Genomic DNA, 12668 nt, shown 5'->3' with positions numbered 1-12668 from the left:
CCGCCTCAGTAGCCGGGAACGCTGATCGGCGCGTCGTTGTCCGCCAGTTGCAGTTTCAGGGTCATGCCGGCGTCCGGCAGCAGCCCCGGCGGCAGCGGCCAGCGCATCTGCCGGCCGGGCAGCACGTAGCCGAGCAGGCCGTCCAGCAGCGCCAGGCTGCGGCCGTTGCCCTCCCAGCGGACATGGCTCAGGCGGGCGTGCACGCTACCCTCGTTGCGCACCTGCAGGTAACGCTTGCCCTGTTCCTCGACCAGCCGCCAGGCCAGCTTCGGCCGGGTCGCGTCGGCCGGGTCGCGCTCGACATCGCTGCGCGGCTGGGTCCAGACGCCGTCGGCGCTGACGAACAGCGGCACCGAATAGCGCATCTGGAACTGCAGGGCGAGACCGGGGCTTCGTTGCGTCTGCCCCGCGCTGCCGTCGGGCACTTCGTCGATCAGCACCCGATAGGCGTCCTCCGGCGTGCTGGGCTGGCCGCCCTGGCGGATCAGCCGGACCAGCTGCCGGCGGCCCGGCTCGACCTTGACGAAGGGCGGGCTGGGAATCACTGCCTGCTGGTTGCGATAGACGTCCTGGAAATCCGCCTGGGACCAGCCGAGCACGCGCACCTGCAGGGTCACCGGTTGCTTGCCGCGATTCTCCAGCCACAGCGCGGTGGCCGGTTGGTCGGCTTCGATGGCCGGGTTGATCGGCCAGATCAGCACCGCACTGGCGGCTTGTGCCGGGCCGCCCAGGAACAGCGCCAGCAGCGCCGCAAGCCAGCGGCCGGGGCGGAGAGGTAGGTGTGGACTGGGCATGTGATCCTCCATGACGGCTCAGAACGAAAGGGTGACGGTGACGGTATCGCGGTAGTTGCCGGCGGACGGCAGGCTGCCGACCGCGAACAGGCGCGCGTATACCGTGTAGGTCTGGGTGCTGGCGGGAAAGTTGGCGATGGTCCGCGCGAGTGCCCCGTTGCCCCAGACCTGGGAGTAGGCGGCATCCTGGTAGAGCTGGTAGGCGAGGGTCTCGTTACCGCTCACCCGCTTCAGGTAGCGCTGGCTGCTGCTGCCGCCATTGACCCCGTAGTCGAGGGCGACGGAGACGGTCATTCCCGGAGTGCAGGTCAGGACGATGGAGCCGGCCCCGGAGCTGCTGGCGACGTTAACCGGACTGGCCAGGTTGCCGAGGGTGCCGAAGCTCAGGGTGCCGAGGTCATAGGCGTTGTTGCTGATGGCGGTGCCGAAGGCGCAGCCGTTGGCGACCACCGCCTGGACCTGGAAGGCGCGGCTGATCGGCGATGGATCGGCATGCGCGACCAGGTTCGGCAGCGGGAGCAGGAGAAGCGACAGGAATAGACGCCGGCTGGACATCGGCATCACCAACTGATGGTCACGTTGACGGTGTCGCGGTAGGTCCCGGCGACCGGCGTGGTCTGTGCCGGCACCAGGCCGTAGATGGGGTACCACTGGTCGTTGCCGTTGCCGGTGGCGGCAACGCCGGTGGTGTTGTCCCAGACGATGCCGCCGGGGCGGTCGCTGTACAGGTTGTAGGTCAGGGTGAGGGCGGTGTTGGCGATGTTCGCCATGCGCCGCGTGGCGACGCTGCCGTAGAGCCCGCCGTCGAGCGTGATCGCATAGGTCTGGCCGCTGACGCACCTGACCCGGATGGAGCCTGCGCCTTGCTGGCTGGTGGCGCTGATGGCGTTGTTCAGGGAGGCGTACTGGCCGAAGTCGAGGGTGCCGAAGGTGATCGCGCCGCCGCTGCCGACGCTACCCGCTTCGCAGGCCGGGAGCAGCGTGGCGCTCAGGACGATGGTGGCGGTCTGCGCGTTTGCCGGGTTGCAGCCGAGCAGGCAGAGCAGTCCTCCGGTGAAGTAGCGGTTCAGGCTCATCGGTCCCCCCAGGACCATGCTGCCTGGCGCCGCGCCTGGCGGCGCGTCTTACCAGGCGATGGTGACCAGCAGGGTGTCGGTGTAGGTCCCCGCCGTCGGCGTGGGTGTGCTTTGTCCGGTGGGCACCACGCGGCCATAGAGGGGGATGTTGACCGCGGTGCCGGTGGAGACCGAGGAGATGTCCACCGGTGTGTTGGCCTGGATCAGCGCGCTGCGCGCGGCGTCCGAATAGATGTTGTAGGCGATGGTGCTGCTGGTGGTGGTGGTGTTCTGCATGTAGCGCTGGCCGCCGCTGGCGTGCAGGCCTGCGTTCACCGTCAGGCTCGGGGTCAGGCCGGTGCTGCACTGGATCTGGATATTGCCGCTGGTGCCGACGGTCTGCGCGTCGACCACGTTGGTGAGGTCGGAATGGCTGCCGAAGTCCAGGGTTCCCCACTGGTTGATACCGCCGCTGACGCTGCCGTTGATGATGGTGCAGCCGGCACCGATGACCATCTGCACGCCGACCTGGCCGATCAGCGTACCGGCGGCCTGGGCGGTGCCCAGCAGGCTGGCGCAGGCACAGAACAACAAGACTGCCGGAATGCGTTTATTCATCTCTAACTTCCTGTCGATAATGAATGTCGGTGGCGCAGGACGATGTTGGCGGATAAAGAAAGTTCCCACGACTTTAAATGATCGGCCTTATATATCCGCAAAACTCTAAGTTCATGGATGGCGCGGCACAGAGCGGTCGCCAGTCATGCTTGACTGGCTATATAGCAGCGCGAGTAGATCTCTGCCAGTTAGATGGCGTGGTTATTTGGGAAATGCAAGGAAGTTTAATTACAAAGTAGTAAGCGATTGACTACATGATTTGAAAATAACGAGGCGGGTGGAATACGGACGGAACAGCGAAGTGTTCCGCCCGTTGGTTTCAGTGTGAATCCTTGTGTTGTTGGTCGAGCGCCTTGTTCTGCCAGCCGTCGTTGCCCGGCAGCAACAGGTTGAGGACGATGGCGACGATGGCGCACAGGGCGATGCCCTTCAGGCCGATGTCGTCGGGACCGGTACCGCTGCCGATCAGCACGCCGCCGATGCCGAACACCAGGGTCACCGAGACGATCACCAGGTTGCGCGCTTCCGAGAGATCGACCTTGTGCCGGATCAGGGTGTTCATGCCGACCGAGGCGATGGTGCCGAACAGCAGGCAGAGGATGCCGCCCATCACCGGTACCGGGATGCTTTGCAGGATCGCGCCGAACTTGCCGACGAAGGCCAGGGTGATGGCGATCACCGCCGCCCAGGTCATGATCTTCGGGTTGTAGTTCTTGGTCAGCATCACTGCGCCGGTGACTTCCGCGTAGGTGGTGTTGGGCGGTCCGCCGAACAGGCCGGCGGCCGAGGTGGCCAGGCCGTCGCCAAGGAGGGTGCGGTGCAGGCCGGGCTTCTTCAGGTAGTCCTGGCCGGTGACGCCGCCCACCGCGATGACCCCGCCGATATGCTCGATGGCCGGGGCCAGGGCCACCGGGACGATGAACAGGATCGCCTGCCAGTTGAATTCCGGCGCGGTGAATTTCGGCAGTTCCAGCCAGGGTGCGGCGACGATCGCGGCGGTGTCGACCACGCCGAAGACGAACGACAGGGCGAAGCCGACCAGCACGCCGGCGATGATTGGCACCAGGCGGAAGATACCCTTGCCGAATACCGCCACCACCAGGGTGGTGAGCAGCGCCGGCATCGAGATCATCATCGCGGTGCGGTACGGCAGCAACTCGCTGCCGTCGCCGGCCTTGCCCATCGCCATGTTCGCCGCGATCGGCGCCATCGCCAGGCCGATCGAGATGATCACCGGGCCGATCACCACCGGCGGCAGCAGTTTATCGATGAAGCCGGTGCCCTTGATCTTCACCGCCAGGCCCATGAAGGTGTAGACGAAGCCGGCGGCGACCACCCCGCCCATGGTCGCGGCCAGGCCGAACTGGCCCTTGGCGAGGATGATCGGGGTGATGAAGGCGAAGCTGGAGGCGAGGAACACCGGTACCTGGCGCCCGGTCACCAATTGGAACAGCAGGGTCCCGAGGCCGGCGGTGAACAGCGCGACGTTGGGATCCAGACCGGTGATCAGCGGCATCAGCACCAGCGCGCCGAAGGCGACGAACAGCATCTGCGCGCCTGACAGCACCTGGCGCCAGAGCGGCTCCTGGAAGGCATCGCCCATGTTCAGGCTTCCTTCTGCTTGGTACCGAAGATCTTGTCGCCGGCGTCGCCCAGGCCCGGAATGATGTAGCCGTTCTCGTCGAGCTTCTCGTCGATCGAGGCGGTATAGATGATCACGTCCGGGTGGGCCTTGCGTACCGCCTCGATGCCCTCGGGGGCGGCGACCAGCACCATGGCGCGGATTTCCTTGCTGCCGGCCTTCTTCAGCAGGTCGATGGTGGCGACCATCGAGCCACCGGTGGCGAGCATCGGGTCGATGATCAGCGAGCGTCGCTCGGCGATGTCCGGCGCCAGTTTTTCCAGGTAGGTGCGTGCTTCCAGGGTCTCTTCGTTGCGGGCGACGCCGACCGCGCTGACCTTGGCGCCGGGAATCAGGCTGAGCACGCCGTCGAGCATGCCGATGCCGGCGCGCAGGATCGGCACCACGGTGATCTTCTTCCCGGAGATCTTCTCCACCGTCACCGGGCCGGCCCATCCGGGGATTTCGTACTGTTCCAGGGGCAGGTCCTTGGTCGCCTCGTAGGTCAGCAGGGCGCCGACTTCCTGGGCCAGTTCGCGGAAGTTCTTGGTGCTGATATCGGCACGGCGCATCAGGCCCAGTTTGTGGCGGATGAGGGGGTGGCGGATCTCATGTACGGGCATGGGCGACTGTCTCCAACGGGGGGCGGGCAAAAAAATTGCGCTAGCGTAATGCATTCCGCACAGTCTGGACCATTATTCTGATTCGCACTCGACCGCCGGGGGTTGCCCGATGGCGACCGGATGAGTACCTTTGCCGACTTTTTCTCAGCCCAGCCAGGGAGAAGCACCATGTCCGTCGATCTCGCGCACATCCGCCAAGTCAGGGCGGAAGCCGACTGCCTGTTCAACAACGACGAGGTCGAGGCAGCCATCGGTCGCGTCGCCGAGGCGATCAACCGCGATCTCGGCGAGACCAACCCGGTGGTCTTCTGCGTGATGAACGGCGGCCTGATCTTCTCCGGCAAGCTGCTCCCGCTGCTCGACTTCCCCCTCGAACTGTCCTACCTGCATGCGACCCGTTACCGCAACGAGACCTCCGGCGGCGAACTGTTCTGGAAGGCCAAGCCGGAAATCTCCTTCATCGACCGTGATGTGCTGATCATCGACGACATCCTCGACGAAGGGCACACCCTCTCGGCGATCATCGACTTCTGCAAGCATGCCGGCGCACGCGCGGTGCACACCGCCGTACTGGTGGACAAGGAACACGAGCGCAAGGCCCGGCCCGACCTCAAGGCCAGCTTCACTGGCCTCTACTGCGCCGACCGCTACGTGTTCGGCTACGGCATGGACTACAAGGGCTACTGGCGCAACGCCGCGGGCATCTTCGCGGTCAAGGGGCTCTGAGATGGCCGGACCGCGCTACCTCGACCAGCAATTGTTCGCCGAACTGGCGAGCGGGGCGGGTAACGCGCCGCGTGGTCGCCAGCATCACAACTTCCACCGCATGGAGGAGCCCTGCCATCGCATGGCGGTGGGCCTCCAGCCGAATACCTACATCCCGCCGCACCGGCACCTGGATGCGGGCAAGGCCGAGGCGCTGATCGTGCTCAAGGGCCGTCTCGGCCTGCTGGTCTTCGCCGAGGACGGGGAACTCCTCGACAAGCGCGAGTTGAGCGCCGCTGGGGACTGCCCCGGTGTCGACCTGCCGCCCGGGGTGTTCCATGCCCTGGTGGTGCTGGAGCCGGACAGCATCCTGTTCGAATGCAAGGCCGGGCCTTACCGCCCGCTCGGCGAAGGCGAGTTCGCCAGTTGGGCGCCTGCCGAAGGCAGCGCCGATGCGCCGGCCTACCGGGACTGGATGCGCGCCCAGTTCGCCTGAGCGCTTCGCTTCGGCGGCGGGTCGGCAGCCATGCTAGAGTGCCGGCTCGCCCTGTCCGGAGGTCCCGATGTTCGCCCGTAGCCTGTGCGGCTCCCTGCTCCTGTTCGTCAGTCTGGCCGGCCTGGCCGCCGAGAATCCCCCGATGCACGCGCGCTTCCTGCCGCCCGACGACGGCCAGTTGCGCCAGGAGGCGCCGGAGCAGCAGCAACTGATCCAGATCACCGAGTACAGCGTGGTGCTGGGCAACCAGCGGCAGTCCAACCAGCAGCCGATCCCGATCACCACGCCGACCCTGCTGCGCCTGAAGGGCAAGCCGTTGAGCAAGGGCGCGACCCTGGCCCAGGTGCTGATCCAGTTCGACAGCGAAGGCAAGAGCCTGAAGAAGCCGGTCTACGATGCCGGGACCCGCACCCTCACGCTCAACTACCCGCTGGCGCAGTACCCGGCGTTGCTCGACCTGCTGCGCAACCAGACGGTCTATTGTCAGTTCCTCGCCTATCCCAACGGCCATGTCTGGGCCGACCTGCACACCGGCGCGGTACGCGCGCGTTGAGCCTCGCCGCGCGCCGGGAGTAAACTGCCTGGCCTTATCCCGCGCCGGGCGAGCCCGGCCCCAGAGCCGTTGAGAGAAAGCGATGCGCAAAGACAAGAAACAGATCATTGGCGAAGAGATCAGTGACGAGTCGATCAAGCTGTTCCTCGGCGTCGAGCCGGCCGACGACACGCCCCCCTCGCTGCACAAGCTGATCAAGGCCTATCGCGGCCTGCGCATCGACGACTTCGAGCGCTTCCTCACCTTCTTCCGCGAGGCCGGCTACGATCTCGACGCGCGCGACGCCAAGGGCAACGACTTCGTCGCCCTGGTCGCCGACCAGCGCCAAGCCGTGCCCTACATCGAAGCGCTGCAGGCGGCCAAGGGCGCCTGAGCCGGCTATGCAGCGAAAAGCCCGCCCTTCGGCGGGTTTTTTCGTTGCGCGGTCCGCCGAGTCACGCCCGTCGGAGAACGCCAGCATCCGAATGGCGGCTGGCGGTGGCAAGGGTCGATAGACGCCGCGCGGGCCCCGCCGCGGTCGTGGATCGCCAGGGCGGCGGGGAGGGGCGAATGGCCAGGACTGCGTTATTCACTCTGCGAGAGGCTGCCTGTCGGCTGCTGCTTTTCTACACTCACAGGAAAAACAGCCTGCCGAGGTTCCCATGTACGTCCAGCCCTACGTCTGCTTCAACGGCCGTTGCGAAGAGGCCCTGCGTTTCTATGAACACGCCATCGGTGCCAGGGTGAGTTTCCTGTTCCGCTTCGACGAGGCGCCCGGTCCGGTGGTGGTGCCGGAAGGCTGGTGCGACAAGGTGATGCACGCCAACCTGCAGATCGGCGACAGCCAGATCATGGCCTCGGACGGGCACGGGCCGGCGTTGCAGCCGATCTCCGGGATTTCCCTTTCGCTGAATACCCGCGACCCGCAGCAGGCGCGGCGCTGCTATGACGCCTTGCTGGAGGACGGCGGGCGGGTCGAGCTGGAGTTGGGCAAGACCTTCTGGTCGCCCTGTTTCGGTACCCTGGTGGACCGTTTCGGGGTGTCCTGGATGATCAATTGCGAGGCCGGCGCCTGACTCCGCAAATGAAAAAGCCGCCCGAAGGCGGCTTGTTCCGTAGCGCGTGGCTCACTCGGCGTTGACCGGGGCCTGCACGTCGTTCTTCGCGGTCAGTTCCAGCACCTCGCTGCAACGGCTGCTGACGCTGCGGTACAGCTCGGCGTCGCTTTCCAGCTCTTTCTCGCGAGCCGGGAAGATTTCCTTCAGCTTGGCGCTCCACTCCGGCGAGCGGGCCTGCTCCGGGAAGCAGCGCTCGATCAGGCCGAGCATGATCGAGACGGTCACCGAGGCGCCCGGCGAGGCGCCCAGCAGGGCGGCGATGGAGCCGTCGTGGGCGGCCACCAGCTCGGTGCCGAACTGCAGGATGCCGCCTTTCTTCGGATCTTTCTTGATGATCTGCACGCGCTGGCCGGCGACTTCCAGGCGCCAGTCCTCGGCCCTGGCTTCGGGGTAGAACTTACGCAGGGCTTCCAGGCGCTGTTCCGGCGACTGCATGACCTGGCCGATCAGGTAGCGGGTCAGGTCCATGTTGTCGCGGGCCACCGAGAGCATCGGCAGGATGTTGCCCTGGCGCAGGAACTTGGTGGAGAAACCGGCATAGGGGCCGAACAGCAGGGATTTCTTGCCGTCCACCACGCGGGTGTCCAGGTGCGGCACGGACATCGGCGGCGAGCCGACCTCGGCCTGGCTGTAGACCTTGGCCTGGTGCTGCTTGACGATTTCCGGGTTGTCGCAGCGCAGCCACTGGCCGCTCACCGGGAAACCACCGAAGCCCTTGCCTTCCGGGATGCCGGAAAGTTGCAGGAGCGGCAGGGCGCCGCCGCCGGCGCCGAGGAAGACGAAGCGTGCCTGGATCTCGCGGTCGCCGCCGTTGCGGGTGTCCTTGACGGTGACCCGCCAGCCGTTATCGGCGCGGCGCAGGTGGGTGACCTTCTGGTTGTAGCGGATCTGCGCGCCCGGCTGTTGCGCCAGGTGTTGCAGGAGCTGGTTGGTCAGGGCGCCGAAGTTGACGTCGGTACCGCCCTCGACGCGGGTCGCGGCGATCGCTTCGTCGGCCGGACGACCCGGCATCATCAGCGGCATCCACTCGGCGAGGGTGGCCTTGTCCTCGGAGTAGACCATGGTCTCGAAGGCGTGGTGCCTGGTCAGCGATTCGAAGCGCTTCTTCAGGTAGGCGATGCCTTCGCTGCCGCGCACGAAGCTCAGGTGCGGTACCGGGTTGATGAAGGTCTTCGGCGAGCCGAAGGTGCCCTTGGCGACCAGGTGCGACCAGAACTGCTTCGACACCTCGAACATGGTGTTGATGCCCACGGCTTTCTTGATGTCGATGCTGCCGTCGGCCGACTGCGGGGTGTAGTTCAGCTCGCACAGGCCGGCGTGGCCGGTGCCCGCGTTGTTCCACGGGTTGGAGCTTTCGATCGCGCCGGACTCCTGGAGTTCGACGACTTCCATCTTCAGGTTGGGGTCGAGTTCCTTGAGCAGGACCGCCAGGGTCGCGCTCATGATGCCGGCGCCTACCAGCAGCATGTCGACTGTTTCGTGATCGTTTTGCGCCATTAACGCTTCTCCAAAATCTTCAGCACCAAATTGACGACAGACGGGGCGGGGCCGAGGCCGGTACGGGCCGGCAGGCAGCGGCGGAGGGAGCCGTCATGTCCGATTCTTCGCAACAACGGCGGGACGCCGGGCGTCATCGCCTATGGATGCCGGGCGCGGGGCTGGCGATCTGGCAGCCTGGCTGGCCCATGCGGGCATCCGGTCGTGCAAGCACATTCGCGACGGAACGGGCCGTCAGGCTCTGGTCATGAGGTATCCGCTGCGGTCGCGTCTGCGGGGGGCTGTTTCAAGCGCTAATGGCGCACTTACCGACGCAAAACTCTTCATTGCTCGCCACACTCTCGTGAAGTAGTGAAATACCTTCGATCCACGCTCTTTTGGAGACATGGGCCGGAAGGGCTCGTCTGTCGCGGGCATGCCTTCGCAGAATCGTGCGGGGTCATGCGGCATTCCTTGCCGAAAAACTCGCTACAGGCGTTTCAGGGCGTCTGCCTCATGGGGCAGCGCTCTACTGGCGGCTCTCTGTGGGGGGATGGCGCGGGGGCCGGAACCCGATCAGGAGGCGTCCTTATAATCGGGGGGCGATTATAACGGTGAAAATCAAAAAATACCCCGCTCCTTAGACTTTTTTCCCATTCCCGGTCACGAAGTGCCCGCCGGCGAAAGCCCCCTGGGACAATCCGCCGCGCCGTATCTGCCAAACGCCGGGCATGCGTGCCCTGCGCCACCTGCCACAGGCGAGGAACCGCGCCCCGTGGCGAACGTCCAAGGCAATGCTGCGGTGCTTTCGCGGCGCCGTTATACTGCCGGCCATTCGTGCCCAACCCATGGAGAGATGAGCATGCTGCATCGCCTGTTGCTCAGCCTGATGACCGCAAGCGCCCTGGTTCTCGGCGGCTGCGCCCTGAGCCCGCAACAACTGGACCCGCAACCGGTCCTTAAAGGACCGTTGACCGCCGTCGGCCATGGCCAGCCGGTGGTGGTCAAGGTGGTCGATGGCCGTCCCGGCCCGTCCCTGGGCACTCGCGGCGGCCTCTACGCCGATACCAGCACCCTGACCGTCCGTAGCGAGGACGTGGTGCCCAAGCTCCAGGCCCAGGCCGAGACGGCCGTGCGCCTGCTCGGCTACACGCCTTCGGCCAACGCCTACAACGCGCCGCAACTGACCCTGACCCTGGCCGAGCTGAAGTACCAGTCGCCGAAGGACGGCGTCTACGTCACCCAGGCCGACATCACCGCGACCTTCCGCGCCGACGTGCAGAACAGCAGCCGGCGCTACACCGGTCGCTATGGCGCCTCGCTGAACCAGCGCTTCGGCATGGCGCCGAACCAGGCGACCAACAGCAAGCTGGTCAGCGAGGTGCTCAGCGACGCCCTGACCCGCGTATTCAAGGACCCGACCATCGCTCAGACCCTCGGCCAGCAATGAGCCGGCGGTAACGAGAAAGCCCGGCGGATGCCGGGCTTTTTCATGCGCTCGGGAAACTCAGGCGGCCTGGTGGAACGGGTCCGGCTCGCCGATGCTGATGCGTTCGTCGGTCTCAGGCAGGTCGAGGTGTTCATGGCCGCAGGCGGTGCAGTACACCAGCCAGCGGTCGTCCTGGACATTGAAGGAAAGATCGACGATCACGGCCTCGATCTCGTCCAGGTGGTCGATCAGATAGTTATGTTCGTGGGGTGCGGTTTCCAGCATGACGACTCTCCTGTGTTGTCGTTTGCCTGGGTGGGGTTCTGTGACCGGCAAAGCGCTTTCAGACTAGTCGGTCACTCTGGCGAGGCCGCGCCTTTTTTAGACGGATTGCTGCTAACCGCTGCGCTTCGTCGCGACAACCCGGGTGCCGCTGGCCGTCGCTCATGCATTCTGGATAGAATTCGACCAGTCCTTCCCTGCCGTCCCCGACGGTCCGTCCTGTCATCAGCTCACCCAAGGCGTTATTCGGTAGCCCCGGCGTGTGGTCCTGTTGCGGAGGTTATCGATGTCCTTGCAAGCCTTGTGGGCGCTGTTCCTCGCCCATCCCGCCCAGGCCGTGAACGGCCTTGCGCTGTTCTTCGGTGTCGCCGGCGCCTGGCTGCTGCTGGCCACCCGCGCACGCGAGCGTCGCGCCCTGGCGCGCTGGGCCGCGGAGGGCGAGGCGGGGGAGGCGGCATTGCCGATGGACGAGGCGACCCTGCGGATCAACCTGTTCTTCTACCGATTCGGCACCGCCTGCCTGGGCCTGGCGCTGCTGGTCAGCTGGGCCAGCACGCGGCTCTGAGAGCCCTGCCTCGGCGAGCCGAACCGCACGCGGATAAGCGTATCGCGGTTATCCGTCCATCGCCTGCGGGTTCGAAGCCGTTGCCCGATGGAGAAGCCCGGCGGCGCCGGGCTTTCGTCTTCAGGATTGCTGCTTGATCCGGTATTGGTTGAGCACCGGGTTGGCGTATTGCAGCACCAGCCAGGGGCGCTGCTCGGCCGGGCATTGCTCCAGGCGGCGGTTCCATTCCTTGCGCGCCTTCTCCAGCTCCTCGCTGCCGAACAGGCTCTCGGCCGTGGGGACGGCGAGGCCCGGGTCGCGGTTCTCGCTCATCTCGTAGGCCAGGTAGTGCACCGGGAACAGACGGTAGTTGCCGAGGATCTGCCGGTCCAGTTCGGCGGCCAGCTGCTTGGCGTCGCTGAACTCGCCCTCCAGCTCGGCGCCGAAGTTGATGTGCACGCGGCCCTTGTAGCCGGTGATGCCCAGGGCGATGCTGGCATCGTCCTCGCCCGGCGCCTTGCGGTACTCGCCGGTGCTGGCGCGGGTGTGCAACTCGCGGGCCTTGGCCAGGTCGCAGGGGTCGTATTCGTAGCTGATCGACACCGGGATGAAATGCAGGGCGCGCACCATTTCGGCGAAGGGTTCGTCCTTGCGGCTCATGTGGAACATCTTGAGTATCGCCGAGTCGGTACGGTCGTCGCCGTCCTTGGCCCGCCCTTCGGCCTGGGCGATCCACACCGACTGGCGGTCCTCGCGGATCGAGTGGTTGATGTAGGCGGAGAGCGTCTGGTAGGCGGCGAGCTTCTCGCGCCGGCCGCTCAGCGAACGGTGCACGATGAAGCTCTTGTTCAGGCGCATCAGGTCGCTGACGAAGGATTTCTGCAGCAGGTTGTCGCCGATGGCGATGCGCGGGGTCGGCAGGCCGGCGTGGTACACGGCGTAGTTGACGAAGGCCGGGTCCATCACGATATCGCGGTGGTTGGCGATGAACAGGTAGGCGCAGCCTGGCTTGAGGCGATTGACCCCGGAGTAGGTGACGCCATCGGTGGCCTTCTCGATGGTGTGGTCGACGTAGGGCTCGAACTTGTCCTGCAGCGTGGCGACGCTGCGGATGCCGGTGACCTCGCGGGCCAGCCGATGGGCTATAAGAGGTTTGAGCAGCCAACCGAGGGGACCGGCCAGGCGCGGGAAGCGGTAGCGGACCAGGGCGCCGAGGAAGGCGTCGTCGCTCAGGAGGCGTTGCAATACCGCGGGGACTTCGGCGTCACTGTAGGGTCGGATGGCTTCGAACTCGCCCATCATGCTTTCTGGTTCCATATGGATGCTGCGAAGGCCGCCCAGGGGGTGGCCGAAAATTGAACCGCGCGATTATAAA

General features: G+C 65.7%; 16 protein-coding genes. 7 read left to right on the top strand and 9 right to left on the bottom strand.

Annotated elements, in window-relative coordinates; translation table 11 throughout:
* Positions 1–5 precede the first annotated feature (5 nt).
* The 6 genes from HMPREF2716_RS10795 to upp all read right to left on the bottom strand — a co-directional run bounded on the left by HMPREF2716_RS10795 (position 6) and on the right by upp (position 4711).
* Positions 6–794 (bottom strand): fimbrial biogenesis chaperone, encoded by a 789-nt coding sequence (locus tag HMPREF2716_RS10795; RefSeq protein WP_003099335.1) that lies wholly within the window; start codon positions 792–794, stop codon positions 6–8.
* Positions 795–812: 18 nt separating this feature from the next.
* Positions 813–1355 carry a Csu type fimbrial protein gene (locus tag HMPREF2716_RS10790; protein WP_003099337.1) on the bottom strand — a complete coding sequence of 181 codons (543 nt, stop codon included), beginning with the start codon at positions 1353–1355 and terminating at the stop codon, positions 813–815.
* Complete coding sequence (locus HMPREF2716_RS10785; protein WP_003146046.1) at positions 1355–1888, bottom strand: Csu type fimbrial protein; 534 nt, start codon at positions 1886–1888, stop codon at positions 1355–1357. Before HMPREF2716_RS10785 ends, HMPREF2716_RS10790 begins: the two co-directional genes overlap by 1 nt.
* A 30-nt stretch (positions 1889–1918) precedes the next feature.
* Positions 1919–2467, bottom strand: coding sequence for a Csu type fimbrial protein (locus HMPREF2716_RS10780; RefSeq protein ID WP_003099340.1), 549 nt, complete (start codon positions 2465–2467; stop codon positions 1919–1921).
* 319 nt (positions 2468–2786) lie between these two features.
* Positions 2787–4070, bottom strand: coding sequence for a uracil-xanthine permease family protein (locus HMPREF2716_RS10775; protein WP_003146044.1), 1284 nt, complete (start codon positions 4068–4070; stop codon positions 2787–2789).
* Positions 4071–4072: 2 nt separating this feature from the next.
* Entirely contained in the window at positions 4073–4711 is a 639-nt protein-coding gene (gene upp / locus HMPREF2716_RS10770; protein ID WP_003094968.1) for a uracil phosphoribosyltransferase, read from the bottom strand.
* A gap of 168 nt (positions 4712–4879) precedes the next feature.
* Between upp and HMPREF2716_RS10765 the strand changes: the two genes are divergently transcribed.
* From HMPREF2716_RS10765 to HMPREF2716_RS10745, 5 genes are all read left to right on the top strand, one after another.
* Positions 4880–5437 (top strand): hypoxanthine-guanine phosphoribosyltransferase, encoded by a 558-nt coding sequence (locus tag HMPREF2716_RS10765; protein ID WP_003099341.1) that lies wholly within the window; start codon positions 4880–4882, stop codon positions 5435–5437.
* A gap of 1 nt (position 5438) precedes the next feature.
* Positions 5439–5912 (top strand): WbuC family cupin fold metalloprotein, encoded by a 474-nt coding sequence (locus HMPREF2716_RS10760; protein WP_003094965.1) that lies wholly within the window; start codon positions 5439–5441, stop codon positions 5910–5912.
* A 67-nt stretch (positions 5913–5979) separates the two neighbouring features.
* Positions 5980–6465 carry a hypothetical protein gene (locus tag HMPREF2716_RS10755; RefSeq protein ID WP_003094962.1) on the top strand — a complete coding sequence of 162 codons (486 nt, stop codon included), beginning with the start codon at positions 5980–5982 and terminating at the stop codon, positions 6463–6465.
* A gap of 82 nt (positions 6466–6547) precedes the next feature.
* A complete protein-coding gene (locus HMPREF2716_RS10750; protein WP_003099343.1) occupies positions 6548–6838 on the top strand; it encodes a PA4642 family protein in 291 nt (96 codons plus the stop codon).
* A gap of 268 nt (positions 6839–7106) precedes the next feature.
* Positions 7107–7520, top strand: coding sequence for a VOC family protein (locus HMPREF2716_RS10745; RefSeq protein WP_003094957.1), 414 nt, complete (start codon positions 7107–7109; stop codon positions 7518–7520).
* Positions 7521–7571: 51 nt separating this feature from the next.
* Here HMPREF2716_RS10745 and mqo read toward each other — a convergent pair whose 3' ends face one another.
* Positions 7572–9059, bottom strand: coding sequence for a malate dehydrogenase (quinone) (gene mqo, locus HMPREF2716_RS10740; protein WP_070621888.1), 1488 nt, complete (start codon positions 9057–9059; stop codon positions 7572–7574).
* Between the two features lie 841 nt (positions 9060–9900).
* Here mqo and HMPREF2716_RS10735 point away from each other — a divergent pair.
* Positions 9901–10488 carry a YajG family lipoprotein gene (locus tag HMPREF2716_RS10735; RefSeq protein WP_003094953.1) on the top strand — a complete coding sequence of 196 codons (588 nt, stop codon included), beginning with the start codon at positions 9901–9903 and terminating at the stop codon, positions 10486–10488.
* Positions 10489–10545: 57 nt separating this feature from the next.
* On the opposite strand, the gene HMPREF2716_RS29960 is transcribed toward HMPREF2716_RS10735, so the two are convergent.
* On the bottom strand, positions 10546–10752 hold the full coding sequence (locus tag HMPREF2716_RS29960; RefSeq protein ID WP_003094951.1) for a hypothetical protein: 207 nt from the start codon (positions 10750–10752) through the stop codon (positions 10546–10548).
* A 283-nt stretch (positions 10753–11035) separates the two neighbouring features.
* Between HMPREF2716_RS29960 and HMPREF2716_RS10725 the strand changes: the two genes are divergently transcribed.
* On the top strand, positions 11036–11314 hold the full coding sequence (locus tag HMPREF2716_RS10725) for a hypothetical protein (protein ID WP_003114705.1): 279 nt from the start codon (positions 11036–11038) through the stop codon (positions 11312–11314).
* 120 nt (positions 11315–11434) lie between these two features.
* On the opposite strand, the gene HMPREF2716_RS10720 is transcribed toward HMPREF2716_RS10725, so the two are convergent.
* Entirely contained in the window at positions 11435–12595 is a 1161-nt protein-coding gene (locus tag HMPREF2716_RS10720; protein WP_003099351.1) for a 1-acyl-sn-glycerol-3-phosphate acyltransferase, read from the bottom strand.
* Positions 12596–12668 lie beyond the last annotated feature (73 nt).

The sequence above is a fragment of the Pseudomonas sp. HMSC076A11 genome, assembly GCF_001810205.1.
GTDB classification, from domain to species: domain Bacteria; phylum Pseudomonadota; class Gammaproteobacteria; order Pseudomonadales; family Pseudomonadaceae; genus Pseudomonas; species Pseudomonas aeruginosa.
This window is presented reverse-complemented; position numbering and strand designations above follow the sequence as displayed.